We start from the raw sequence: 23,902 nt of genomic DNA, 5'->3' as shown, positions 1-23,902 counted from the left end.
GCGCCTATAAAAGGCGCTGACTAAAAAGCCCCCGGTTAAAACAAGAAAAGCCGGTCAGAGACCGGCTTTTCTTAATATGGTAGCGGGGGCTGGATTCGAACCAACGACCTTCGGGTTATGAGCCCGACGAGCTACCAGACTGCTCCACCCCGCATCAAAACTGTGTTGTCGTCTGCTTACTTTATGAGCCCGCCGATGGGTCGGCCTCATTACCCGAAGGTCGACGACTCCCTTCGGCTATTCTGAGGATGGGGAGCCCGACGAGCTACCAGACTGCTCCACCCCGCATCAAACTGTCTGCCGGGTACTGCATTCCCCAGCGAGGCTGCGCATAATACGGCGCGCAGCCTCACAAGTCAAAGGGGAACCGCAGTTTTTTTGGCTTAGCGCTCCAGGATCGCGGTGACGCCCTGGCCGCCGGCGGCGCAGATGGAGATCAGGCCGCGGCCAGTGCCCTTTTGCTCCAGCAGTTTGGCCAGGGTGGCCACGATCCGACCGCCGGTCGCCGCGAAGGGGTGGCCTGTCGCGAGGCTGCTACCCTTGACGTTCATCTTGCTGCGGTCGATGCTGCCCAGCGGCTTGTCCAGGCCCAGACGCTCCTTGCAGAATGCGGGGTCTTCCCACGCCTTGAGGGTGGACAGTACCTGGGCAGCAAAGGCTTCGTGGATTTCATAAAAATCGAAGTCCTGCAGGGTCAGGCCAGCCTTCTCCAGCATGCGCGGAACGGCATAGGCCGGCGCCATCAGCAACCCTTCCTTCTTCTCGACAAAATCAACGGCGGCCACTTCGGAGAAGGTCAGGTAGGCCTGAACCTCGTAGCCGTTTTCCTTGGCCCACTCCTCGCTCGCCAGCAGCACACAGGAGGCGCCATCGGTCAGGGCGGTACTGTTGGCCGCGGTCATGGTACCGTTTTCACGGTCGAAGCAGGGCTTCAGGGTGGCCAGTTTCTCCAGGGTGGTGTCCGGACGCAGGATATTGTCTACTTCCAGGCCCGCTAGCGGGGTCACCAGGTCCTCGAAGAAGCCTTCCCCGTAGGCGGCCGCCAGCTTCTGGTGGCTCTCGTAGGCCAGTTGATCCTGCTCATCGCGGGGGATGGCCCACTCGTGGGCGGTCACCTGGCAGTGATCCCCCATGGACATACCGGTACGGGGCTCGCCGTTCTCCGGAATGGTGGGCACCAGGTGGCTGGGACGGAAGCGACCCAGAATCTTCAGGCGCTCGCCGTTGGTCTTGGCCCGGTTGAGGTCCAGCAGGATTTCCCGCAAGCCTTCGCCCACGCCAATCGGAGCGTCGGAGGTGGTGTCGGTGCCACCGGCGATGCCGCACTCGATCTGACCCAGGGCAATCTTGTTGGCCACCAGAATGGCGGCTTCAAGCCCGGTGCCACACGCCTGCTGGATGTCGTAGGCAGACGTTTCCGGCGCCAGGCCGCAACTCAGCACTGACTCACGGGTCAGGTTGAAATCCCGGGAATGCTTGATCACAGCACCGGCCACCACTTCACCCATCTGCTTGCCCTGCAGGTCAAAGCGGTCTACCAGGCCACGCAGGGCAGCGGTGAGCAGCTCCTGATTACTCAATTTGCTGTAGGCCGTGTTGGAGCGGGCGAACGGTACCCGGTTACCGCCGATGATGGCTACCCGGCGAATCTGGCCAGCCTTGCTGGTGTTCTTGCTTTTTGCCTGAGTGGTGCCTTTACTCTGTGCCATATTACTTTCCTAGTGTCAGTGTGGTTCTGCAACCCAGTGTCTGTGTGGTTAGTCATCGCTGTGTTGCTTCGCAGTCTAACGCCAAGCCCCTACGGCTCATTGGCAGGCCTGACAACCGGCTATTTGCGTTGAGTCAATTCAAATACTTGCTGATTCCTTAACCTTAGGGGCCTCAAAGAAGCATTATCGCATCATTTCGAAACACGAGACCGGCGTCAATCGCGCCGACCAAGAGGAACGTCCCATGTCAGACCTTTACCTGAGATTCGTCAACACACCGGTCGGCAAATCCGCCGCCCAATCCCTGGGCTTGCCCGCCCCGGTGCCCCTCAAGCGCTGGCAGCGTGCCGATCAGCCCTTCATCGAGGGCGACGTTCTGGTGGGGGCAGCCAAGGGCGGCAAGGCCATTGCTGGCGTTGGCAGCATCCTCAGCGCCAGCCCGGCCAATGTGTTCCACGCCAGCGGCGCAGACACCATCGCCGATTCCGCCAAAGCCGGCGACAAGACCACGGCGCTGGATCTGGGTGGCGACATCGAGCAGAAGTTTTCCGCACTGGTATTCGATGCTACCGGCCTGACCGGCCCCAGCGAACTGCGGGCCCTGTACGACTTCTTCCACCCAATCATTCGCAAGCTGGCCAGCAACGGCCGGGTACTGATCATCGGTCAGGACCCCACCCACAGCCGAAAGCCGGCACAAGCCGCCGCCCAGCGGGCGCTGGAAGGCTTCACCCGCAGCATCGGTAAAGAGGTGGGCAAGAAGGGGGCGACAGCCAACCTGCTGCTGATCGCTTCCGGCGCTGAGAAGCAGATTGAATCCAGTGTCCGCTTCTTCCTGTCGCCGCGGTCGGCCTATGTGTCCGGTCAGGTCGCCCGTATTGCCAAATCTGCCCAGGCCGCCACCGCCACCAACCCGGTTGCGCCGCTGTCCGGCAAGGTCGCGCTAGTCACCGGCGCCTCGCGTGGTATCGGTGAATCCATTGCGGAAACCCTGGCCCGCGACGGCGCGACTGTGATCGGCCTGGACATTCCCCCGGCCATGGACGATCTGCAAAAGGTGACCGATCGCATCAAGGGCAAGGCCCTGGCCTGCGACATCACCGACAGCCAGGCCCCCAAACAGATTGCTGATTTCGTGAAGGAACACTTCGATGGCATCGATCTGGTGGTCCACAACGCCGGCATCACCCGGGACAAGACGCTGGGCAACATGCCGGAGCACTTCTGGGACATGGCCATTGCCGTCAACCTGACTGCCGAAGAGCTGATCGATGAAGAACTGCTGAGCCAGGAACTGCTGCGGGAGAACGGCCGCATCGTGTGCGTCTCGTCCATCAGCGGCATCGCCGGCAACTTCGGCCAGACCAACTACTCCTGCGCCAAATCCGGCGTGATCGGTTACGTCGAAGCGATGGCCAAGCAGCTGAAGAATGGCATTACCATCAATGCCGTCGCGCCCGGCTTTATCGAGACCCAGATGACCGCGGCCATGCCCCTGACCATCCGCGAGGCGGGCCGTCGTATGAACAGTCTGTCCCAGGGCGGTCAGCCGGTGGACGTGGCAGAAGCCATTGCCTGGTACTGCAACCCGGCCTCCGTCGGCGTCAACGGCAACGTGGTTCGGGTTTGCGGTCAGTCACTGATCGGCAAGTAAACCGCACCACCACTTAGGGGCAGGCCCCAGGTCTGCCCCTGACGCTCCCGAAAGCTTGCCTCGCACTCCCTACAGCCAGCCGCTCCCCGCACAATCTTGCTTAGAAAAACACCAAGCCCGCACGCGGAGACGATTTACAGGCACGCAAAAAACCACCCGTCCGGCTTGATGGCCAGAAGATGATTGCATTGCGACGAAATACAGACGGACAAAAAAGGGAATGGTGGGTGGTACTGGGATCGAACCAGTGACCCTCGCCTTGTAAGGGCGATGCTCTCCCAGCTGAGCTAACCACCCAGGGAAAGAAATGGCGGAGCGGACGGGACTCGAACCCGCGACCCCCGGCGTGACAGGCCGGTATTCTAACCAGCTGAACTACCGCTCCGCATTGACTCGCGAACCTCATTCGATTCGGAATCGATGACCGGATGGGGTGATCCGGTCAAGCTGAAAAATGGTGGGTGGTACTGGGATCGAACCAGTGACCCTCGCCTTGTAAGGGCGATGCTCTCCCAGCTGAGCTAACCACCCACTTTCCAGCACTGGCCAAGTCAGCGTTGCTGTCTCAACCAATTGAGACGCGCATTTTAAGGATTTCCCCGACGCTGTCAAACCTTTTCCGGCAATTTTCTTAAAAATTTTCAAACTGCCCAAAAACGAACAAAATTCAATCACTTTCGCGCCAGAACCCATCCGCGAGCCTAGCCCCGGGGCGCCGAATGGCGGGATGCCCGAACCACCTTCATTGCCTTGCGCTTCTGACTGGCCACGGCCGCCTTTTTCTCCAGAAGCAGGTTCCTGACCCGCTCCCGCCGGGACTCCGGCAACGCTTTGCTGGCGAGCGAACAGTTGATCTCGTCAATACGCTCCCTGAGCCGCTCAACCCGCTCATCCAATGCCGCCTTGACACCGGGCACGACGTCCTCAGACATGTGCCGCACCTTCGACAGGACCGCTTCCTTTAGTGACATACTCCTTTTCCTCGACAATGAATTGCACCCTCAGTCTAGTTACGAAGTCGAGGGTTAACAATTGCAGCTCGAGCGAAGGCCAGCGTTATTTTGGCCAAACTTTCCGTGACAAACCTCACAAACCTGAGACTCAGAAGATCCACCAGCCATCGCCGGCCTGCTCGTCGGCCCGATCACGCTCCCGCTGCAACAGGGCATAGGCATTTTCCCGTTCGCGGATTTTCCGGTCCGATTCCAGGGGAACGGAGGGACCACCACCAAAAGGCCAGTACCAGGCGGGCTCCCTGTAGCGACCCTGTTCCCTCAGCGAGGCGATTTCCTCTTCCCTCTCCTGCGCCAGTATCGCCATGTCCCGCTCGTAGGCGGCATCTTCGTTGTCCCGGACGATAGACGTTGCGGCATGGTTGGGCGCCAGCAGGTCGCTGTTGAGGAATTGCGTCGAAACGAGTTCGTCCGCCTTCATGGCCTCGTCCCGCGTGACAAGCCTGAGATCACTGGTGGCCAGGGGGTGCTCCGGATCCAGGGAGGGGTGAACCGTTTCCGGCGCAGTGAGTTCGTTGTAGCGCAGGTAGTAGATCCTGCCCGGCTCCACCGTCAAGGCGGCGTCCACGATCAGGCTCAGGCTGAAGCCCCCCATGCCCTCCAATCCCAACAGCGGGCGCCGCATGGCGATGTGACGCTCACCCGGGCTCACCTCCAGCCAGGTAAAGCTGTTGTTGCGGATATTGAAGTAGTGCTTGTCGTCCACATAGACGCTGGGCGCCTCGATTTCATCGGCCGCCCACTGGGAATCGGTCCGGTAAAAGTAGATCAGGGCATGTCGCTGATCCCATTCATCATTGCCGATATGAACGAAATCGTGCCCCGAGACAGGGTGCAGGAAGGCCCCCGTGCTCTTGCCAATAGACTGGTAGACATGGCAGCCGGACAAGAGTGCCAGGGTAAGGGCCAGGGCGGCCCCGCTCAGCAATGGCTTAGTCATTGTTATCGATCTCTTGGGCCAGTATGGGACCATGATCTTAGCAACTACCGCCCAACCGAACTGAGAGCTGCCTCAAGAGATCGCTACAAAACGTTACCATCGACCACTAGCGAGCCATCATCTGTTGCCGCAGGTCGGCTATCTCGTCCGACAACCTCACCAAACGGGCCGTGAACTGGGAACGGGAAGAGTCGATCGAGTTAACCGTCTGCTCCAGTTCCCGCAGGCGTTCTTGCGCCTGCGCCAGCTCGCTGGCCGTGGCCTGGCGCCCTGTCTGGCGCTCGAGCGCCTGCAAGCGCGTACGGATTTCCTGATCCGCCAGGCTGCGCTCCTGAGCAAACCGCTGCAGGCGCCGCTCGACCACATCGTCCACACCCCCGACCTGCTCGGCCAGCTCGTCGAGCCTGGTCGAAATCCGGCCACCCTGTTCGTCCACACGCTCCCCCATCGCTGCCAAATCAGCGTTGAACCGCTCACCCAAAGCTGCTACCTCGGATTGCAGGGCCGTCAGGGTGTCCCGTTGGCCGGCGATTGCCGTTTCCAGTTCCTCAATCCGGGACTTCTGCTCGTCCAACTGATGTCGATTTCGCTCGTTGGCCAGCGCCCACAGTTTGCGAACTTCCTCATCGACCGAGTCCAGACGTCCGGCCTGAGCTTCCAGCCGTTCTTCCATGGACGCGCCGGTCTGCTCCAGGCTTTCACCGGTTTCGCTCAGCGCCCCCTCGAACCGCGCCAGCGCCAGCTTGCTTTGCCTCGCCCAGTAGTCGGCCTCTTCCAGTTGCGACTCCAGCACCTCGATGCGCTGGCGCTGCTCATACCCGCCATACCCTACGAGGGCAACCCCCGCCAGTAGCAGCAGCCCCAACAGCCAGACCGCCACCCCGGATTTGGCGCCATCGCCGACCTTTGGTTTACCGCGCCCGGTTTCAGCGCGGGGCGGCTTGGGTTTGCCGGCTCGCTTTTGCGGGGTCTTGGGGGAAAGCTTGTCTCGCAACTCATCGTCATCAGGACGAATCGGTTCCATACTGGCCTCAGTTCACTATCAGACAGTTGTAAAATAAGGCCCTGATAATACCGTCCCGTGGGCGCCCGACCAAATAACGCCTTGGTGCCGTGCCATTTGCATGCGCTCGCGGCAGTACATACAATGGCCGGCTTTCTTGACAATCTTCGGGACTGCTATTTATGCAACCGCTGGTAGGACTCATCATGGGTTCCAAGTCGGATTGGCCGACCATGGAACACGCCGCTGAAATGTTGGATAAACTGGGCGTACCCTACGAAACCCGCGTGGTTTCGGCACACCGGACGCCGGACCTGCTGTTCGACTATGCCAAGACGGCGGCCGAACGCGGACTCAAGGTCATTATTGCCGGCGCCGGCGGCGCGGCCCACCTGCCGGGCATGGTGGCCTCGCAGACATCCCTGCCGGTGCTGGGAGTTCCCGTGCAGTCCAAGGCATTGAACGGCCTCGATTCGTTGCTGTCAATTGTCCAGATGCCTGGAGGAATTGCCGTCGGCACACTCGCCATTGGCAAGGCAGGCGCCACCAATGCCGGCCTGATGGCAGCCCAGATCATCGGTACCTTTGACGACCAGGTGCGACAGGCGGTGGATAGTTTCCGGGCCAGCCAGACCCAGACCGTTCTGGACAACCCGGATCCACGCGCGTCCTGAGCCTCTGCGGGCACGACCGTTACCAACTGACTGTTGCTACCTATTGAATTTCGGGAGATCCCCATGCGAATTGGTGTTCTAGGCGCCGGACAACTGGGCAGGATGCTGGCACTGGCCGGTTTCCCACTGGCAAAAAAATTCGTTTTCTACGACATGTCCGGCAGCCCCAGTGTCGGACTCGGCGAAGTGATTGTCGACCGCGACGGACAGTACCTGGACGACTTCCTGAACCGGGTCGACCGGGTCACCTACGAGTTTGAACACCTCCCGGTTCAGATTGCCGAGCGTATCGCTGCCGAAAAACCGGTGTATCCTTCACCACGGGCCCTCCAGGTGTGCCAGAACCGGGAAGCGGAAAAGACCCTGTTTGGCGAACTGGGCATCCCGACCCCCCAGTGGCGCATCGCCGACAGCGCCGAGAGCCTAAAGCAGGCGGCCGAAGCCCTGGGTTGCCCGGTGGTGGCCAAATCCAACACCGAGGGGTACGACGGCAAAGGCCAGGCGGTACTGAGGTCCCCGGAAGAGGCAGAAGCCGCCTGGCAGAGTATTGGTCATCCACGCCTGATCGTGGAAAAGTTTGTCGAGTTCAGCCGCGAGGTCTCCGTCATCGCTGCCCGCGCCGAAGATGGTGACATTGCGTTCTACCCGATGGCTGAAAACACGCACCACGAAGGCATCCTGCGCTACTCCATCGCGCCAGCGCCGAAGCTGTCTGAAGACACGCGAATGGAAGCGGAACGCTACATCCGCGCCCTGTTGAGCGAACTCAAGTACGTGGGCGTGTTAACCCTTGAGCTGTTTGAAACCCCCAATGGCCTGGTTGCCAACGAGATGGCCCCCAGGGTTCATAATTCCGGTCACTGGACCATTGAAGGCGCCGTGACCAGCCAGTTCGAAAACCACATCCGTGCGATCAGCGGGCACCCTCTGGGTGACACCGCGCCCCGGGGGGTCAGTTGCATGATCAACATCATCGGCGAACACGGCGACATCGACAGCATCCTCAAACTTCCGTACGCCCACGTCCATCTTTACGACAAAGGCGAGCGTCCCGGGCGCAAGCTGGGGCACATAAACATACTGGCCGACAGTTATGAGGAGCTGGTCTGGCGAGTGCGCAACTGCGTGGAGTTCTTGCCGGGCGCACCGGACTTTGCCTGCTCATTAACCGCCAAAGGCTGAGCGCCCCCGCCATTGCACACAGCTCGCTGTCCAGAGCCCGCAAAGGGTTGAAACTGCCGATGCTGGCCCCGATAGTAATGAGTTGCATGGCCTTCGCTGCAAAGGGGAAGGCCATCAGACAGCCGCCGGCTGTAGATCTTGCGAACTAGGATACACTTCAATGGGCAACCCCGCCCATTGCAACACTGAGAGAAACCAGGGAGAACGACCTCATGGCATTTGAACTTCCCGCACTGCCCTATGAAAAGAACGCACTGGAACCGCACATTTCCGAAGAAACTCTCGAGTACCATTACGGCAAGCACCACGCGACCTACGTCACCAAGCTGAACGGCCTGGTAGAGGGTACCGACGATGCCAACAAGTCGCTGGAAGACATTATCAAGAGCGCCAGCGGCCCGCTGTTCAACAACGCCGCCCAAGTCTGGAACCACACGTTCTACTGGAACTGCCTGAGCCCCAACGGTGGCGGCGCTCCGACCGGTGCTGCTGCGGAAGCCATCAACCAGGCGTTCGGTTCTTTCGAAAACTTCCAGAAAGAGTTCAACGACAAGGCCGCCAACAACTTCGGTTCTGGCTGGACCTGGCTGGTTAAGAAGGCTGACGGCAGCGTTGCCATCGTCAACACCAGCAATGCCGAGACGCCGCTGACCACCGCCGACAAGCCGGTGCTGACCTGCGACGTCTGGGAGCACGCCTACTACATCGATTACCGCAACTCTCGTCCGAACTATCTGGAAGCCTTCTGGAAGCTGGTGAACTGGGACTTCGTCAACGAAAACCTGGCGTAAGCTGCCGTTTTCGCCAAGGCAGCCCGCGCTGCCAGCAGAAAAACGCCCGCAATTGCGGGCGTTTTTTTTAATTTCTTACAATTCAGCGTGGGTTTCGGGTCCATAATTGATAAGAATAGGGGGTCTGGATTGTCCTGGCAGTCGACTGTGACCCATACTGCACTTTAAGACCTGGAAACAGTGGCAGGCGAAGATTGGCAAACATCATGACGGCACACAGACCAGAGCCAACCATAACAACAATGCACGGTCTTTGATGAAAACATCATTCAAGATAGAACATCGCCTGGGTTACCGTATCCTGCGCTGGGTCCTGTCCATCGCCCTGGTGTCCGGGGTGGTGCTCAGTGCCAGCCAGATTGTGATCGACGCCCAGCGGGTGTCCAAGGACCTTGACCGCCAGGCCCAGCAGACCATGGCATTGGTGCGGGATGCCGCCACCCAGGCGGTTTTCAGCATTGATGAAGAACTGGCCCAGCAGGTTGTGGACGGCCTGTTCGAACAGCAATCCGTCCGCCAGGCCCGCATCAGCCACCCCGATGGTCAACCACTGGGGGAGCGCGAGCGACCGCTTCGCCAGGCCGCCTACCGTCCACTGACCGACTCCATCTTTCAGGCGCAACGGGTCTACCGCATTGACCTGTCGCGACAACAAGAGCCGCAAATGGTCTACGGCTACCTGGAAGTGCACTACGACACCGGCCCCACGGCCGAAAGCTGGCTGGAGCGTGCCACACTCACCTTCGGCTCGGGCCTGGCCCGGGCGGTCATCCTGGCCCTGGTGCTGTTCATGGTCTACCACCTGCTGCTCACCAAACCGTTGCTGAAGATCATCGCTTCCCTGACCAAAGTGGACCCGGACCACCCCGACACCCGCCTGATTACCCCCGTCAGAGGGCACACCCGGGATGAACTGGGTCTTTGGGTCAATGCCACCAACAACCTGCTGGTCGCCATTTCCGACAGTCAGAAGAAGCACCAGGAAGCGGAGGAGCGTGTAACCCGCTTGTCCCGAATCGACAAACTGACCGGATTACCCAACCGTGAGTATCTGCTCGGGCAGCTGAAAACCGCGATGGAAGAAACCCGCAGCCAGAAAAAGGTGCTGGCCGTATTCTGCTGCGGCATCGACGATTTCAAGAGCATCAACGAACAGTTCGGCTATGAGAACGGTGACCTGATCCTGCAGAACATTGCGGATCGGCTCGACTCCGAGCTCAGGGACAGCGATTTTCTAAAGGCGCGGCTGGGCAGCGATCAGTTTGTCGTGGTGGAAAAGCAGTTAAGCGATGGCTACCAGGCAGCCACCACCGCGGAGAAGCTGCTGCAGCTGTTCAGCCAGCCGGTGCCGGCCCACGATCGCACCATTGCCCTGACCTCGACCATTGGCGTGGCGCTGTTCCCGGATGACGCCGACCAGCTCGACAGGCTGCTTCAGTACGCCGAGCAGACCATGACCCTGGCCAAGGGTAGCGGACGCAACAGCTATCAGTTCTATGTCGCCAGCGTCGACCAGGAAATGCGGGACCGAAAGCGGCTTGAGAAGGACCTGTCCCGGGCACTGGCCGACAACCAGTTTCACCTGGTCTACCAGCCCCAGGTCAGCCTCGACACAGGGCGGATTATCGGTGCCGAAGCCCTGCTTCGCTGGCAGCACCCGGAACGAGGGTTGATTCCACCGGACCACTTCATTCCCCTGGCGGAGCTGAACGGTCAGATCGTCGACATTGGCGCCTGGGTGCTCGACCAGGCCTGTCGGCAGGCCGCGCAGTGGGCGGCGCAGAATCTGCCGCTGCGCATTGCGGTGAACCTGTCCGCCGTCCAGCTTCGGCATGACACCATCCTGGACACCATCCTGGACACCCTGAAGCGACACCGCATTCCTCCCGGCCGCCTGGAACTCGAGGTCACCGAAACCAGCGTGATGACCAATCTCGAGGATGCCATCGACAAACTCCAGGCCCTGAAACGCGAGGGGATACAGCTTGCCGTGGACGACTTCGGCACCGGCTATTCCTCGCTGACCTACCTCAAGCGCATGCCGGTCCAGCACCTGAAAATCGACAAACAATTTGTACGGGATCTGCTGATCAACGAAGACGACACCCGAATCGCCAATACCATTATCGACCTGGGCAAGAGCCTGAACCTGTCGGTCATTGCCGAAGGCGTCGAGACCGCCGAGCAGGAATACTACCTGCGGCAACGGGGTTGCCAGCTCGCCCAGGGCTACTACTTCTCCAAGCCCTTGCCACCACAGGAGTTTGAGTCGTTTGTCGTGGAATTTCACGGTAAGATGGCCGAAAATAACGCCTAGTGTCACGAGCAAGGAGCTTCCATGACCACGACCCTGATTGGACTCGGCGTCATCGCCGTTGTCGTCTTTTATCTGGCCTTTATCTACAACCGCCTGGTATCGCTGCGCAACCAGTTCAAGAATGGCTTTGCCCAGATTGATGTCCAACTGCAACGCCGCCACGACCTGATCCCCAACCTGGTGGAATCCGCCAAGGCCTATCTGAGCCATGAGAAATCCACCCTGACCCAGGTCATGGAAGCCCGTAACGGTGCCGTTGCCGCCCAGAAGAACGCCGCCCGGGACCCTGCCGACAGCAAGAGCATTCAACAGCTGGGCTCGGCGGAGAACCTGCTGACCAAGGCACTTGCCAACTTCTACGCGGTGGCGGAAAACTACCCGGAGTTGAAGGCCAACGAGACCATTCAGCAGTTGATGGAAGAACTCTCCAGCACCGAGAACCGGGTATCATTTGCCCGCCAGGCCTACAACGACGGCGTCATGACCTACAACATATTCCGCGAGCAGTTCCCCAACAACATCATTGCCGGTATGTTCGCCTTCAAGCCGACCGCCCAGCTGGAGCTGGAGTCCCCTGAAGCCCGACAAGCCCCCAAAGTCGCCTTCTGACTCAGACCACCATGCCCAGTCCCGGATTCTTCCAGCGCCAGGCCAACGCCCGGCGCAACACCGCCTTGCTGGTCGTTCTGTTCCTGCTGGCGGTCCTCATCATCAGTTTGGCTGTTTGCCTGGTGGGTTACCTGGTGACCCGCAGCGACACCACCTCGCTCCGGTTCGTTGACTGGCTGCTCAGCAGCCACGGTCTGATCACCGCCGGCGCCGTGATCACGCTGATCCTGCTGGGCTCGCTCGTGCGCTGGATCGACCTGGCCGGCGGCGGTGAACGGGTTGCCCGCATGGTTGGCGCCAGGCTGGTGGATCCATCCACCCGGGACCCTGACGAGCGAAAGTTCCGCAATATTGTCGAAGAAATGTCCATCGCCAGTGGCGTCCCAGTGCCCGAGCTTTACGTGATGGACCGGGAAACCGGCATCAATGCGTTTGTCGCTGGTTACACGCCCGGCGAAGCCGTGATGGTAGTCACCCACGGCGCCCTCACCCAGCTCAACCGGGATGAACTTCAGGGCGTGGTGGGACATGAGTTTAGCCATATCCTCAACGGTGATATGCGGCTCAATGTAAGACTGATCGCGGTATTGGCGGGCATCCTGATGATCGGCCAGGTTGGCGGTTTCCTGTTACACAGCTCCAGCCCCAGGCGCTACTCCTCCCGGCGCAGCAAGGACCAGGGTGCCGTGGTCCTCCTCGGGCTGGCGCTGATGATCATTGGCTATGTCGGCGTGTTCTTCGGCCGGCTGATACAGTCGGCGGTGTCGCGGCAACGGGAAATGCTGGCCGATGCCTCATCGGTTCAATTCACCCGCAATCCCGAGGGCATCGCTTCGGCACTGTTCAAGATCGGCAACCTGGGCGGCTACCTGGAGTCCACCAGCCATGCCTCAGACATGAATCACATGTGTTTTGGTGAAAGCGCCCGAATGAAACTCGCCGGTTTGTTGGCCTCACACCCCCCCATAGACGAGCGCATCAACGCCATTCAGCCCGGCCTGCTAACCCGTCTGCAAAGCCGGCTACGGGATACCCGGCCGGCCACACAGATACGCGGGGGCCAGAGCACGGCTGTCGAGGCATCCACCGGATTTGCCAGCACGGCAAGCGGAACGGTGGAAGCATCCCCCCGTGAGCTGCCCCCGCTCGAGTATTCCCCCGCCAAAGGGTTTTCCAGTTCGGTTGGCCAGGTTGACCGGGGCAACGAACGGTACGCCGCCGATCTCCTGGCGCAGTTGCCCGCCACCTTCCGGGAACTGCTCTACACCCGGTCCGGCGCGGTTCAGCTTTGTTACGCACTACTCACGGACCAGCTCGAGCCGGACCGGGCAGAGCAGGTACTGTCACTGCTGGAACACCACCCACTACTCAGCCCGCAGCCGGCCCTGATCGGGAAGCTGCGGCCCACCCTGAAAACGCTGGGACCACGGTGCCGGTTCCCTGCCCTGGAACTTGCCATGCCGGCCCTGCGCAAGCTCGATCCGGACGAGCGCCACCAACTGATCAACCGCGCCAACCGGCTGATCAGGGCCGATGGCCGAATCTCACTGTTTGAATTTGCCCTGGTCAGCTTCCTGCAACGCCACCTCACTCACGATGCAAGCCGGGTGGTGAAAACGAAATACCGAAGTTATGGTGCCGTTCAGGACGCCCTCCATCGGCTGTTCAGCCTGATGGCCAGAGCAGGTAGCCATTCGGCCAATGACGCCCGCCAGCTGTATGATGAAGCCATGGCCGGGTTTGCCGCCAAAGACGGCGCCCGGCCAATCGCTGAGCGGGTTACCATCCAGGAGCTGCGCCAAGCGCTGGTACAGTTAAATGGCCTGTCCCCGCTGCTCAAGCCGGCGATTATCGACGCCTGCGGACACTGCGTGAGTCACGACGGCAAGGTGACCGTGACCGAATACGAAATCCTGCGGCTGGTGGCGGATCAGCTGGACTGCCCCATGCCGCCTGTCGCCATCAACTCCTGAGCCGCCCCCGCAGCACGGCTGTGGGTAAAGCAAGCCACCTCCCCCCGCGTCTCACCGGCTGATGAGGCTGGGCCAGGATCACCCGGGTTCAACGATAATTCTTGCCTGGGCGTGACCGGATAGCCAATAAAAAACCGCGCCGAAAGGACGCGGTTTTTTTGTGCGGCCCAGCCTCAGGGCCGCAATGCCGGATCAAACAGCGCCTCGACAGCGGGGCGCTCAGCGGGGTCAGCCGGCCGAGGCATGCCCAGTTTCTCACGAATTCCCAGATCCACCTCCCACAGGCTGTTGAACTTGTCGTCGGTGATGGCGATGGCTTCTTCCTTGTCGAGCATGATGGTCGGCCGCAGGAACACCAGCAGGTTGCGCTTGACCCGACGTTCGGACTGGGATGAGAACAGGCGTCCGAGATACGGGATATCCCCCAGGAAAGGCACCTTACTTTCATTGACCATGTAGTCGTCCCGGATCAGGCCGCCCAGCACCACCGTCTCGCCGTCATCGGCCAATACCGTGGTCTTGATCTCCCGCTTGTTGGTGACGATGTCCGAAGCGTCTTCGATGCTGTCGGCGATGTTCTCGGTGGTCTGTTCAACCACCAGCCGCACCAGACCACCGCTGCTGATGGTGGGCGTAACCTTGAGGGTCAGGCCGACATCGCGCCGCTCAATGGTGGTAAACGGGTTGGTGGTGCCATCACCGGTGACCGTGGATTCGCCGGTCCGGAAAGGCACGTTCTGACCCACGATGATTTCGGACTCCTGGTTATCCAGGGTGATGATGCTGGGCGTCGACAGCAGGTTGGCCGCGGCCGAGGTGGACAGGGCCTGCAGCAGCACGCCCCAGGTGATGCCGTTCTCATCGCGCTGGCCACCCCCGATGGTGATGCCGCCCGGTGCCGGCCCAATCACCGTATCGCTGACAATGGCGCCAAGGACGTCGGTCAGGCTGCGGCCCACGTTATTGAAGTTGGTGCCGGCCACCGGCGTCGACTCGCCGGATTCGTCACCGACGGCAAACTGCAGGCCGAGATCCTCACCCAGTTCGTCGCTGATCTCGACAATGGCGGCCTCGATCAGCACCTGAGCACGACGCACATCCAGCTGTGAAATGATCAGCTCCGCTTCCTGCATCAGGGAGGGTTCACCACGGATCACCAGGGCGTTGAGGCCTTCGTCTGCGAAAATGGAGAAGTTGGTCTTGGGACTCCCGCCGGAACCACCACCGGATGCGGACGCCCCGGGCGCTTCGCTGGCCAGGTTGCCCATCACCCCCTTGAGGATTTCCACCAGGCTCTTGGCATCGGCGTGGTTCAGCCGGATAACCTTGGTGGTTCCACCAGTGGCCGAGGGCTGATCCAGTTGCTGGATCAGACCGCGAATCTTGTCCCGAAAGGCCTCATCGCCCCTTAGGATCAGACGGTTGCTGCGTTCGTCAGCGGTGACACTGTACTTGCGGGCGGCATCCTGTGCGCCTGCCGATCCCAGCTCCTGGGGCGCCAGTTCCTGCAGCAGGGTTACCATGTCGCCCACCCAGGCCTCCTGCAGCTGAATCACCTCCACCTCGTACTTGGAGGGGCTGTCCAGCTCTCTCACGATCTGCTGGATGCGGGCAATGTTGGCTTGGTGGTCGCTGACGATCAGGGCATTGGCGGCCGCTACGGCGGCAAGGTGGCCATATTTGGCAACCAGCGGCCGGAGGATGGGAACCAACTCCAGCGCGTTGGCGTTATCCACCTGGATCACCTGGGTCACCAGCTGTTCTGAGGGGATCTCCTCGAACCCTTCCAGGTTTTCCGCCAGTTGTTTGGCGTCGACCTGTTGCACAACCTTGATGACCTCATCCCCCGGGATCGCGGTAAAGCCGTGGACATGCAGCACGGCCAGGAAGAGGTCGTAGATCTCGTTCTTGTTCATCGGCGCGCTGGAGAGCACCGTGACCTTGCCCTTGACCCTGGGGTCGACCACGAAACTGTAGCCGGTAATATCGGCCACCTGGGTCACAAAGGCCCGGATATCCGCATCTTTGAGGTTGAGACGCCAGGTGCCTTCCTGACCGTGGGCCACGGACATCAAAGGGACCAGCACAATCAACGCAAGAGCCCGGAAGATGGAGGTTTTGTGGTTATTCATGCAACGATCGCATCCTGTATCGATGAAACCCGTTCGCCGGGTAGTTTGGTTCTGGCGTGAGCGGGGCTATTGTAGCCACTCTTCCGGCAGTGCATAACTCACGGAAAAGCGGGCACCATTACGCTCGATTTCAATGTCGATCTGGGACTGGGAACGCCAGGATTCCAGCAGGGCCCGATCCTGTTCAATATCGCCCAGAGATTGGCCATTGATCGCGGTAATCACGTCACCGGCCTTCAGGTTAACCGCTCGCAACATCGCGTTGGAGCCGTCATAGACATAGCCGGAGGCGCTCCCATCCTGTACCGGCCTCAAACCAAATGCAACCAGTGCCTCGGCGCCCTGGGCTTCGAGCCTGGCCTGCACATCGTCAACGAATCCCTGCGGCGATGTCATATCAACAGGCTCAGCCTCCGCCACGAGGTCTTCCGAGGGGCCGTCTTCGAACGTCAGTGTCTCGTACAGCCCGTTGCGCAGGATCAGGATCCGGCCGGGTTCGACTTCAACCAGCTCGGCGTTGCCGGGCAAGGTATCGCCTACCCGGTAGTGCTCGGTGGTGCCGTCCGTTCCTGCAACTATAGCACCGGACTCCTCGGGCCGCTCAGCCACCAGCACCCCTTCCAGCCGCAGTCGAAGCCGGGTTTCCGGTGCCGACCTGCGCACCGATTCCGCCACCTGGGTGGTTGTGGATTCCGTTCGCCCAAACAGATCGAAGGCCGCCAGCGGCTGGTTCAACAGGCGCCGTGCCGCTTGGTCGCCGGACGGTGTTGCGGTGGCCGTCCGAGCAGCGGGCTCATCCTGCCACAGCACCATCCAGGTCACCCGGGCCAGGGTGATGCCCAGGTAAACCACCAGCACCACCAGTAACAGATTGGCACCAAGCCGCCCCATTCGGTCCCAACGCCCCATCGCCTGTGTCGACATCAGAACCGTCCCCCGGGTAACAGGGGCTGACGTACCCGGAACACCACATCCCCGGGACTGGCCGATCCCGACCAGGGCTGACCGGCCAGGTCGATCAGGCGTTTGTAGACACGGACTTCCAGCATGCCGTCACGCAGGATGTCCGCCTCGGCCGCCGGCGCCTGTTGGCCCTGTTCGGATATGGCCAGGGTCACGCCTCCACTCGACTGCGCCAGATCGGCCGACATCGCTGGAAAACGGGCACTTTGCATTCGGTCCCCCACCGGCCAGGTGACATTACCACCGGGCCAATGACCGTTTCCCCTGGCGTCGGCCAGCCGGTTATCGGCCCAGCGCAACTGGAGATGGTCGATCATCACGTCTCCCTCCAGCAGAGCGCCGTTACTTTGCCGTATCAGGTCTTCAAACTCGGGCACATGAATCCGTCCCGTGGCCAGAAGGGCCGCTTCCCCGGGCCAGGCCAGAGAAAGATCGCCGTCGAGTCGTGAAGCGGCCGTTTGCAGACTCAGGGCTACAGGCAGCCGCAATTCCGTCAGGGAGGGCCAGCCCAATGCCCAGTCCACGCTCAGGTCCCGGTTATGGACGCGCAACCCGGCAGCCCCATCCCACAGGGAGCCACTCACCTGTTGAATCTCCACCTGGGGCGGCAGGCGCACCTGCCCTGACAGCTGCTGCCAAAGCCAGCCCGCGGGGATCAGCCAGGCCAGGGCACACAGGTAGACGATCAACCCTGCGATCACGAGCAGAACGAGTTTGCCTGGGCGGAGGAAGACGGAGCTAGTGGGTTCGGTCATACCGGTTTATCTGGTTAAACCTGATGGGACACCAGGCCTTTCAATGGTCCCCGAGTCTAACAAAGACTGTGGGTAAGTCCATGGCGAAACAAACAAAAAAACCCCGCTAAAAGCGGGGTTTTTGAGCGGGGTGTCGAGCCCGCCACGAGGCCGGGCTCGGCAGGCGCTGATTTACATCATGCCGCCCATGCCACCCATGCCGCCCATGCCGCCCATGTCCGGCATGCCGCCACCGGCTTTCTCCTCTTCCGGCTCGTCAGTCACCATCGCTTCGGTGGTGATCATCAGACCGGCAACGGAAGCGGCTGCCTGCAGCGCGGAACGGGTGACCTTGGCCGGGTCCAGGATACCCATCTCCAGCATGTCGCCGTAGGTTTCCTTGGCGGCGTTGAAGCCGTAGGAACCCTCGCCCTCGCGGATCTTGGCCACAACCACGGAGGCTTCGCCACCGGCGTTGGTTACGATCTGGCGCAGCGGAGCTTCCATGGCGCGACGCAGGATGTTGACGCCGGCCTTCTGCTCTTCGTTTTCCACGTCCAGGTCTTCCAGAGCGGCCAGGGCGCGAACCAGGGTCACGCCGCCACCGGCCACGATGCCTTCTTCAACGGCGGCGCGGGTGGAGTGCAGCGCGTCCTCGACACGGGCCTTCTTCTCTTTCATTTCCACTTCGGAACCGGCGCCAACCTTGATGACGGCCACACCGCCGGCCAGCTTGGCAACACGCTCCTGCAGCTTCTCCTTGTCGTAGTCGGAGGAGCTTTCTTCGATCTGCTTGCGGATCTGCTCGACGCGGGCCTCGATGTCGCTCTCAGCACCGGCACCATCGATGATGGTGGTGTTTTCCTTGGTGATGTTGACCCGCTTGGCGGTGCCCAGATCGTCCAGGGTGGTGTTTTCCAGGGTCAGACCCACTTCTTCGGAAATCACGGTACCGCCGGTCAGGATGGCGATATCCTGCAGCATTTCCTTACGACGGTCGCCGAAGCCCGGCGCTTTCACGGCGGCAACCTTGACGATGCCACGCATGTTGTTGACCACCAGAGTGGCCAGTGCTTCGCCTTCGATGTCCTCGGCGATGATCATCAGCGGCTTGCCGGCCTTGGCAACGGCTTCCAGGGTCGGCAGCAGCTCGCGAATGTTGGAGATCTTCTTGTCAACCAGCAGGATGAACGGGTCTTCCAGCTCGGCAGACATGTTGTCCTGGTTGTTGATGAAGTACGGGGACAGGTAGCCACGGTCAAACTGCATACCTTCGACCACGTCCAGCTCGTCTTCCAGGCCGCGGCCTTCCTCGACGGTGATGACGCCTTCCTTGCCAACACGCTCCATGGCGTCGGCGATGATCTTGCCGATGCTCTCGTCACCGTTGGCGGAGATGGTACCAACCTGGGCGATGTTGCGGCTGTCGTCGCAGGGCTTGGACATGTCACGGATGGCCTGGACAGCGGCGTGAGTCGCCTTGTCGATGCCACGCTTCAGATCCATCGGGTTCATACCGGCAGTGACGGCCTTGATACCTTCGTTGACGATGGACTGAGCGAGAACGGTTGCGGTGGTGGTACCGTCACCAGCGGTGTCGTTGGTCTGGGAAGCGACCTCTTTCACCATCTGTGCGCCCATGTTCTCGAACTTGTCTTTCAGCTCGATTTCCTTGGCGACGGACACACCGTCCTTGGTGACGGTGGGTGCACCGAAGGACTTGTCCAGTACCACGTTGCGGCCTTTCGGGCCCAGTGTCACTTTGACGGCGTCAGCCAGGATGTTGACACCAGCTACCATGCGCTTGCGAGCGCTATCACCGAATTTAACGTCTTTAGCTGCCATAGTTCTTTGTTCCTGTTCGTTAAACCCAATTCTTTGGTTCAGGCCAGCTTAATCAGCCGGCCGTTCGAATAGTCGCTCCGATCACTCGAGAACGCCGAAAATATCGCTTTCGCTCATGATCAGCAGGTCTTCACCGTCGATCTTCACGGTATTACCGGCATACTGACCGAATACCACGGTGTCCCCCACCTTGACGGCCAGCGCTCGGGTTTCGCCATTATCGAGAAGACGACCATCGCCCACGGCAATTACTTCACCCTGGGAAGGCTTCTCTTTTGCGTTACCCGGCAGCACGATGCCACCCGCAGTTTTCTCTTCTTCTTCCTTACGGCGCACGACGACACGATCGTGTAGCGGACGAATTTTCATTGCTCGGTATCTCCAATAGTCAGGTTGTCTTTGGCAATGACATTTGCGTGTAAAGCCGGAGTGATTAACCAACTGTTTTTACAGCGGGATTAATCACCCTCAGCGAACTTGTGCACTTTATCTGGGGGCCTGGAGACGGTTTTCAATACCCCGGAGTAAAAAAAATTTACTGTTTATCGAGGCGGTCATGGTCCCGCTCGGTTTCATCGGTGTACTCCCCTTCGATGACGTCGTCATCCCGACCAGGACGACGACCAGAACGATACGGGTCGCCGCTTCGCATGGTGAACTCAAAGCCCTGGCTCCGACTGCTCACCACCAGCTTCTTCAGGGCCTGGGCGGCCAACCAGTGGCGAGAGCCCGGTAGCAGGCAGAGGAAACCCACTGCGTCGGTCACGAAACCGGGCGTCAGCAACAATGCGCCGCCCACGGCCAGTATCAGCCCTTCTGCCACCTCTTTGGCGGGCAGTTCCCCGCTGTTCAACCGTTCGTTTGCCCGGAGCAACGTGGCAAACCCCTGCTGCCTGAGCAGGGCTGCGCCGATAACTGCCGTCAGCAGCACCAGCCCGATCGTGTTCAGGGCGCCAATCACGGTGCCCACCTTGATCAGGATTGCCATCTCGACAATCGGCAGGATGATAAAAAGTAGCAGGAACATGCCCATTCAGTGGCCTTTGATCTGGTCGTGGGGGGATGGGGCTCGGTATACTCGCCCAACCATGGAAATCGTTGCAGAGTATGCGGGTCTTCCACAAAGCCCTGCGCTTGGGTCAGCCTGGATACTCCCTCACTTCATCAGTTAGGGCTAATTATGAAACTTCAAGATTCCGTGATCGCAATTACCGGTGGCGGCCAGGGGCTTGGCCGGGCCATGGCCGAATTCTTTGCCGCCAAGGGTGCCAGGCTGGCACTGATCGACCTGATGCCGGAGAAACTGGAAGAAGCCGTCGCCGCCTGCAAACAAGCCGGTGGTGACGCCCGGTCCTACGTCTGCAATGTGGCCAAGGAAGAAGAGGTTGAGCGGACCTTTGCCGCCATCCACGCCGATTTCGGCCAGCTCAACGGGTTGATCAACAACGCCGGCATTCTCCGGGATGGCCTGATGGTAAAGGTGAAAGACGGCGAAATCGTCAAGCGCATGAGCCTGGCCGAGTGGCAGGCGGTGATCGACGTCAACCTGACCGGCGTGTTCCTGTGCGGCCGTGAAGCCGCCACCCAGATGATCAAGAACGGCGACCAGGGTGCCATCATCAACATTTCCTCCATCTCCCGCGCCGGCAACATGGGTCAGAGCAACTATTCTTCCGCCAAGGCGGGTGTCGCGGCGCTGGTTCCGGTATGGGCGAAAGAGCTGGCCCGCTATAACATCCGGGTGATGGGCATTGCCCCCGGTTTCATCGAGACGGAGATGACTGCCTCCATGAAACCGGAAGCCCTGGAAAAGATGACCGCCGGCATCCCGCTCAAGCGGATGGGCAAACCGGAGGACATCGCCTCCGCCGCTGCCTTCATCTTCGAGAACGAGTATGTGTCCGGGCGGATGATCGAGGTGGATGGCGGGCTTCGCCTCTAACGCCCTCTCCCCCTGTGGGGACAGATTTCCAATCTGTCCCCAGCCACGGATCGGTGACCAACCTTGAACGACACCCCCGCCCCCTCACGTGAACAACGCATCTGGCAAGTGGTGAGCGCCATCCCGCCAGGCAAGGTGGTGAGCTACGGCCAGGTGGCCGAAATGGCTGGACTTGGTCGGCAGGCCCGGTTCGTAGGCCGGGCCCTGGGCAGACTGCCGGCCGGCCACAATCTGCCCTGGTTCCGGGTGATTCGCAGCAACGGCCAGATTGCCTTTCCGCAAGACTCGGAGGCGTTCCGCCGCCAGGTGGCCTTGCTCGCCAGGGAGGGCATTGAGGTGGTCAACGGCAGAGTCTCCATGGCTCGCTTCCGCTGGAACCCATAGCGCGCCTGCTCCACAGGTTTAGCCCGCGCCCGGCGAGGCGGCCTCCTCCCGTTTGGGCACGCCATTGTGCTCACTGTGATTCTTCGGTGCCAAGGCATCCAGGGTGGCGCCATGGCGAATCATGTACACCGCCAGCACAATGGCCGGTACGCCCATCAGCCCGGCCACCAGGAAGAACTCGGCGTAGCCAAACCCTGCCACCACCATGCCGGAGAAGCCGCCGATGAACTTGCCCGGCAGGGTCATCAGAGAACTGAACAGGGCATATTGCGTGGCGGTGAACGAGGCATTGGTCATGCTGGACAACCAGGCGATCAGGGCCACGTTGGCAATGCCACCGCTGAGATTGTCCGCGCTGACCACCACCGCCAGGGTATAGATGTTGGGCGGGTACTGAGCCAGCAGCACAAACAGCAGGTTGGTGGCCGCGGTCATCACCGCTCCCAGCAGCAGAATCCTTCGCACCCCATGGCGCACCACCATCACGCCGCCGATCATGGAACCGGCAATGGTCATGAAAAAACCAAAGATTTTGGTCACGTCCGCCACCTGGGTCTTGGAGAAGCCCATGAAGTCCAGGTAGAAGGGATTGGCCATCACCCCCATGGCGATGTCAGAGATGCGATAAACCGCCACGGTGATCAGGATGAACAGGGCAAACTGCCGGTAACGGCGGAAGAAATCCAGGAAAGGTCCCGCCACGGCGGCGGAGGACCAGCCCGCAAGCCGGGCCAGACGTGGTCCCAGGTGAGCACGCTTATGCGCCTCCCGGGCGACGCGATCGGCAATGTCCTGGGCGGCGGCAAAATGGTTCACCTTCGGCTCGCGAACACACAGGACCGTCACCACACCCACGCCCACCAGCAGGGCCATCACCTCGTAGGACACCTGCCAGGACCAGTATTCCGCCAGGTAGAGGGCACCGGCACCCGCCACCAGCAGGGCCAGCCGATAACCGAAGATGTAGGTGGCGGCCAGTGCCGCCTGTAACCGCTCGTCAGCAATTTCGATCCGGTAGGCATCGATAGCCACGTCCTGGGTGGCGGAGGAAAAGGCGACCAGCAGACCGCACAGCGCCATCACCTCCGGTGCCGACACGGCGTTGACCTGAGCCATCAGGTACAGGCCCGCCGCAATGCCCGCCTGGGCCAGCAGCATCCAGCTCCGGCGCTTACCGAGCAGCCGATCCAGCAGGGGCAAACGCAGACGGTCCACCACCGGCGCCCAGAACACCTTGATGGAGTAAGTAATGCCAAGCCAACTGAAGAAGCCGATGGTGGCGGTTTCCACCCCAACGTCCGCCAGCCGGGCGTTGAGGGTTGAGAACACCAGCAGGAAGGGCAAGCCCGCGGAAAACCCCAGGAACAGCAGCGCAATCACCTGCCATCGGGTATAGATTCGAATCAGGGCCAGCAACGCCGGCCCGCGGGCCTGTGAACGGATGGCGGGATCCCCCAATCAGTCGCGGAAGTTGTTGAACTGAAGCGGCAGCTCCAGCTCGGCCTCCTTCAGCAGGGCGATGGCCGACTGCAGGTCGTCCCGTTTCTTCCCGGTGACCCGCACTTTGTCGCCCTGAATGCTGGACTGCACCTTGAGCTTGGCATCCTTGATCATCTTGACGATTTTCTTGGCCATGTCGGTCTCGATGCCCTGCTTCAGGGTGAAATGCTTCTTGACCAGCTTGCCGGCCTTGCTGTCGCCGTCTTCGGCCAGGGCGCGGCTGTCGATGTTGCGCTTGGCGAAGGTCATGCGCAGGATGTCCTGCAGCTGCTCGAGCTGGAAATCCTGCTCCGCGCTCAGGGTGATGCCCTTGTCGTCCTGTTCGATGTCGGCCTCAACATTCTTGAAGTCCCATCGGTTACCCAGCTCGCGCTTGGCCTGGTCGACGGCGTTGGTCACTTCGTGCAGATCAACTTCGGAAACAATGTCAAAAGATGGCATGATGAAAACTCCCAAATTGCGGAGGCCGTCACGTCAGGAGAAATCAGTGGCCGTCGAGTCCGCATGTTTAACAATTTCAAGGCGTTTGGCCAGCGC

21 protein-coding genes and 4 tRNA genes are annotated in these 23,902 nt (G+C 60.7%); 9 read left to right on the top strand and 16 right to left on the bottom strand.

The window, feature by feature from the left end:
• Nucleotides 1–77: 77 nt before the first annotated feature.
• Both R3175_RS01570 and R3175_RS01565 read right to left on the bottom strand, forming a co-directional pair.
• Nucleotides 78–154: transfer RNA gene (locus R3175_RS01570), tRNA-Met, on the bottom strand.
• A 229-nt stretch (nt 155–383) separates the two neighbouring features.
• A complete protein-coding gene (locus R3175_RS01565; protein WP_318941834.1) occupies nt 384–1,709 on the bottom strand; it encodes an acetyl-CoA C-acetyltransferase in 1,326 nt (441 codons plus the stop codon).
• Between the two features lie 244 nt (nt 1,710–1,953).
• Here R3175_RS01565 and R3175_RS01560 point away from each other — a divergent pair, with 244 nt between their 5' ends.
• Nucleotides 1,954–3,363 (top strand): 3-oxoacyl-ACP reductase, encoded by a 1,410-nt coding sequence (locus R3175_RS01560; RefSeq protein WP_318941832.1) that lies wholly within the window; start codon nt 1,954–1,956, stop codon nt 3,361–3,363.
• Between the two features lie 221 nt (nt 3,364–3,584).
• Here the strand turns inward: R3175_RS01560 and R3175_RS01555 are convergent.
• The 6 genes from R3175_RS01555 to R3175_RS01530 all read right to left on the bottom strand — a co-directional run bounded on the left by R3175_RS01555 (nt 3,585) and on the right by R3175_RS01530 (nt 6,340).
• A tRNA-Val gene (locus R3175_RS01555) sits at nt 3,585–3,660 on the bottom strand.
• Between the two features lie 11 nt (nt 3,661–3,671).
• Nucleotides 3,672–3,748, bottom strand: a tRNA-Asp gene (locus R3175_RS01550).
• Between the two features lie 70 nt (nt 3,749–3,818).
• Nucleotides 3,819–3,894, bottom strand: a tRNA-Val gene (locus tag R3175_RS01545).
• 170 nt (nt 3,895–4,064) lie between these two features.
• On the bottom strand, nt 4,065–4,334 hold the full coding sequence (locus R3175_RS01540) for a hypothetical protein (RefSeq protein ID WP_318941830.1): 270 nt from the start codon (nt 4,332–4,334) through the stop codon (nt 4,065–4,067).
• A 130-nt stretch (nt 4,335–4,464) separates the two neighbouring features.
• A complete protein-coding gene (locus tag R3175_RS01535) occupies nt 4,465–5,316 on the bottom strand; it encodes a DUF2846 domain-containing protein (RefSeq protein WP_318941829.1) in 852 nt (283 codons plus the stop codon).
• A gap of 106 nt (nt 5,317–5,422) precedes the next feature.
• Nucleotides 5,423–6,340: a hypothetical protein gene (locus R3175_RS01530; protein ID WP_318941827.1), complete on the bottom strand. Its 918-nt coding sequence runs from the start codon at nt 6,338–6,340 to the stop codon at nt 5,423–5,425.
• A 161-nt stretch (nt 6,341–6,501) separates the two neighbouring features.
• On the opposite strand from R3175_RS01530, the gene purE reads away from it, so the two are divergent.
• The 6 genes from purE (at nt 6,502) to R3175_RS01500 (ending at nt 13,865) form a co-directional block, all read left to right on the top strand.
• A complete protein-coding gene (gene purE, locus R3175_RS01525) occupies nt 6,502–6,993 on the top strand; it encodes a 5-(carboxyamino)imidazole ribonucleotide mutase (RefSeq protein ID WP_318941826.1) in 492 nt (163 codons plus the stop codon).
• Nucleotides 6,994–7,056: 63 nt separating this feature from the next.
• A complete protein-coding gene (locus tag R3175_RS01520; protein WP_318941825.1) occupies nt 7,057–8,175 on the top strand; it encodes a 5-(carboxyamino)imidazole ribonucleotide synthase in 1,119 nt (372 codons plus the stop codon).
• Between the two features lie 212 nt (nt 8,176–8,387).
• Entirely contained in the window at nt 8,388–8,966 is a 579-nt protein-coding gene (locus tag R3175_RS01515; protein ID WP_318941824.1) for a Fe-Mn family superoxide dismutase, read from the top strand.
• Between the two features lie 256 nt (nt 8,967–9,222).
• Nucleotides 9,223–11,283 carry a putative bifunctional diguanylate cyclase/phosphodiesterase gene (locus tag R3175_RS01510; RefSeq protein ID WP_318941823.1) on the top strand — a complete coding sequence of 687 codons (2,061 nt, stop codon included), beginning with the start codon at nt 9,223–9,225 and terminating at the stop codon, nt 11,281–11,283.
• Between the two features lie 21 nt (nt 11,284–11,304).
• Nucleotides 11,305–11,892 (top strand): LemA family protein, encoded by a 588-nt coding sequence (locus R3175_RS01505; RefSeq protein ID WP_318941822.1) that lies wholly within the window; start codon nt 11,305–11,307, stop codon nt 11,890–11,892.
• Between the two features lie 11 nt (nt 11,893–11,903).
• The gene (locus tag R3175_RS01500; RefSeq protein WP_318941821.1) at nt 11,904–13,865 is read left to right on the top strand and encodes a M48 family metallopeptidase; all 1,962 of its coding nucleotides are present in this window, start codon (nt 11,904–11,906) and stop codon (nt 13,863–13,865) included.
• A 173-nt stretch (nt 13,866–14,038) separates the two neighbouring features.
• Here R3175_RS01500 and gspD read toward each other — a convergent pair whose 3' ends face one another.
• The 6 genes from gspD to R3175_RS01470 all read right to left on the bottom strand — a co-directional run bounded on the left by gspD (nt 14,039) and on the right by R3175_RS01470 (nt 20,572).
• Entirely contained in the window at nt 14,039–15,997 is a 1,959-nt protein-coding gene (gene gspD / locus R3175_RS01495) for a type II secretion system secretin GspD (protein WP_318941820.1), read from the bottom strand.
• Nucleotides 15,998–16,063: 66 nt separating this feature from the next.
• Nucleotides 16,064–16,921 carry a type II secretion system protein N gene (locus R3175_RS01490; RefSeq protein ID WP_318941819.1) on the bottom strand — a complete coding sequence of 286 codons (858 nt, stop codon included), beginning with the start codon at nt 16,919–16,921 and terminating at the stop codon, nt 16,064–16,066.
• Nucleotides 16,921–17,715: a type II secretion system protein N gene (gene gspN, locus R3175_RS01485; protein WP_318941818.1), complete on the bottom strand. Its 795-nt coding sequence runs from the start codon at nt 17,713–17,715 to the stop codon at nt 16,921–16,923. The genes R3175_RS01490 and gspN overlap by 1 nt, the downstream gene beginning before the upstream one ends.
• Nucleotides 17,716–17,886: 171 nt before the next feature.
• Nucleotides 17,887–19,539, bottom strand: coding sequence for a chaperonin GroEL (gene groL / locus R3175_RS01480; RefSeq protein WP_318941816.1), 1,653 nt, complete (start codon nt 19,537–19,539; stop codon nt 17,887–17,889).
• 81 nt (nt 19,540–19,620) lie between these two features.
• Nucleotides 19,621–19,908 (bottom strand): co-chaperone GroES, encoded by a 288-nt coding sequence (gene groES / locus R3175_RS01475; RefSeq protein WP_318941814.1) that lies wholly within the window; start codon nt 19,906–19,908, stop codon nt 19,621–19,623.
• A 166-nt stretch (nt 19,909–20,074) separates the two neighbouring features.
• Nucleotides 20,075–20,572 (bottom strand): FxsA family protein, encoded by a 498-nt coding sequence (locus tag R3175_RS01470; protein WP_318941812.1) that lies wholly within the window; start codon nt 20,570–20,572, stop codon nt 20,075–20,077.
• A gap of 147 nt (nt 20,573–20,719) precedes the next feature.
• Here R3175_RS01470 and R3175_RS01465 point away from each other — a divergent pair, with 147 nt between their 5' ends.
• Nucleotides 20,720–21,481: an SDR family oxidoreductase gene (locus tag R3175_RS01465; protein WP_318941810.1), complete on the top strand. Its 762-nt coding sequence runs from the start codon at nt 20,720–20,722 to the stop codon at nt 21,479–21,481.
• A gap of 63 nt (nt 21,482–21,544) precedes the next feature.
• Nucleotides 21,545–21,865: an MGMT family protein gene (locus tag R3175_RS01460; protein ID WP_318941808.1), complete on the top strand. Its 321-nt coding sequence runs from the start codon at nt 21,545–21,547 to the stop codon at nt 21,863–21,865.
• An 18-nt stretch (nt 21,866–21,883) separates the two neighbouring features.
• Here the strand turns inward: R3175_RS01460 and R3175_RS01455 are convergent, their stop codons facing one another.
• Both R3175_RS01455 and R3175_RS01450 read right to left on the bottom strand, forming a co-directional pair.
• On the bottom strand, nt 21,884–23,323 hold the full coding sequence (locus R3175_RS01455) for an AmpG family muropeptide MFS transporter (protein WP_413231699.1): 1,440 nt from the start codon (nt 23,321–23,323) through the stop codon (nt 21,884–21,886).
• The gene (locus R3175_RS01450; RefSeq protein ID WP_318941807.1) at nt 23,324–23,806 is read right to left on the bottom strand and encodes a YajQ family cyclic di-GMP-binding protein; all 483 of its coding nucleotides are present in this window, start codon (nt 23,804–23,806) and stop codon (nt 23,324–23,326) included.
• Between the last annotated feature and the right edge of the window lie 96 nt (nt 23,807–23,902).

This window comes from Marinobacter sp., assembly GCF_033722735.1.
Classification (GTDB): domain Bacteria; phylum Pseudomonadota; class Gammaproteobacteria; order Pseudomonadales; family Oleiphilaceae; genus Marinobacter.
The sequence above is the reverse complement of the archived record's forward strand: the minus strand, read 5'-3'. Positions and strand labels throughout refer to the sequence as shown.

Bases quoted from the DNA above. Each gene is read 5' to 3' on its own strand.
- R3175_RS01565 (WP_318941834.1), bottom strand. From the start codon at position 1,709: ATGGCACAGAGTAAAGGCACCACTCAGGCAAAAAGCAAGAACACCAGC.
- R3175_RS01560 (WP_318941832.1), top strand. From the start codon at position 1,954: ATGTCAGACCTTTACCTGAGATTCGTCAACACACCGGTCGGCAAATCC.
- R3175_RS01540 (WP_318941830.1), bottom strand. From the start codon at position 4,334: ATGTCACTAAAGGAAGCGGTCCTGTCGAAGGTGCGGCACATGTCTGAG.
- R3175_RS01535 (WP_318941829.1), bottom strand. From the start codon at position 5,316: ATGACTAAGCCATTGCTGAGCGGGGCCGCCCTGGCCCTTACCCTGGCA.
- R3175_RS01530 (WP_318941827.1), bottom strand. From the start codon at position 6,340: ATGGAACCGATTCGTCCTGATGACGATGAGTTGCGAGACAAGCTTTCC.
- purE (WP_318941826.1), top strand. From the start codon at position 6,502: ATGCAACCGCTGGTAGGACTCATCATGGGTTCCAAGTCGGATTGGCCG.
- R3175_RS01520 (WP_318941825.1), top strand. From the start codon at position 7,057: ATGCGAATTGGTGTTCTAGGCGCCGGACAACTGGGCAGGATGCTGGCA.
- R3175_RS01515 (WP_318941824.1), top strand. From the start codon at position 8,388: ATGGCATTTGAACTTCCCGCACTGCCCTATGAAAAGAACGCACTGGAA.
- R3175_RS01510 (WP_318941823.1), top strand. From the start codon at position 9,223: ATGAAAACATCATTCAAGATAGAACATCGCCTGGGTTACCGTATCCTG.
- R3175_RS01505 (WP_318941822.1), top strand. From the start codon at position 11,305: ATGACCACGACCCTGATTGGACTCGGCGTCATCGCCGTTGTCGTCTTT.
- R3175_RS01500 (WP_318941821.1), top strand. From the start codon at position 11,904: ATGCCCAGTCCCGGATTCTTCCAGCGCCAGGCCAACGCCCGGCGCAAC.
- gspD (WP_318941820.1), bottom strand. From the start codon at position 15,997: ATGAATAACCACAAAACCTCCATCTTCCGGGCTCTTGCGTTGATTGTG.
- R3175_RS01490 (WP_318941819.1), bottom strand. From the start codon at position 16,921: ATGTCGACACAGGCGATGGGGCGTTGGGACCGAATGGGGCGGCTTGGT.
- gspN (WP_318941818.1), bottom strand. From the start codon at position 17,715: ATGACCGAACCCACTAGCTCCGTCTTCCTCCGCCCAGGCAAACTCGTT.
- groL (WP_318941816.1), bottom strand. From the start codon at position 19,539: ATGGCAGCTAAAGACGTTAAATTCGGTGATAGCGCTCGCAAGCGCATG.
- groES (WP_318941814.1), bottom strand. From the start codon at position 19,908: ATGAAAATTCGTCCGCTACACGATCGTGTCGTCGTGCGCCGTAAGGAA.
- R3175_RS01470 (WP_318941812.1), bottom strand. From the start codon at position 20,572: ATGGGCATGTTCCTGCTACTTTTTATCATCCTGCCGATTGTCGAGATG.
- R3175_RS01465 (WP_318941810.1), top strand. From the start codon at position 20,720: ATGAAACTTCAAGATTCCGTGATCGCAATTACCGGTGGCGGCCAGGGG.
- R3175_RS01450 (WP_318941807.1), bottom strand. From the start codon at position 23,806: ATGCCATCTTTTGACATTGTTTCCGAAGTTGATCTGCACGAAGTGACC.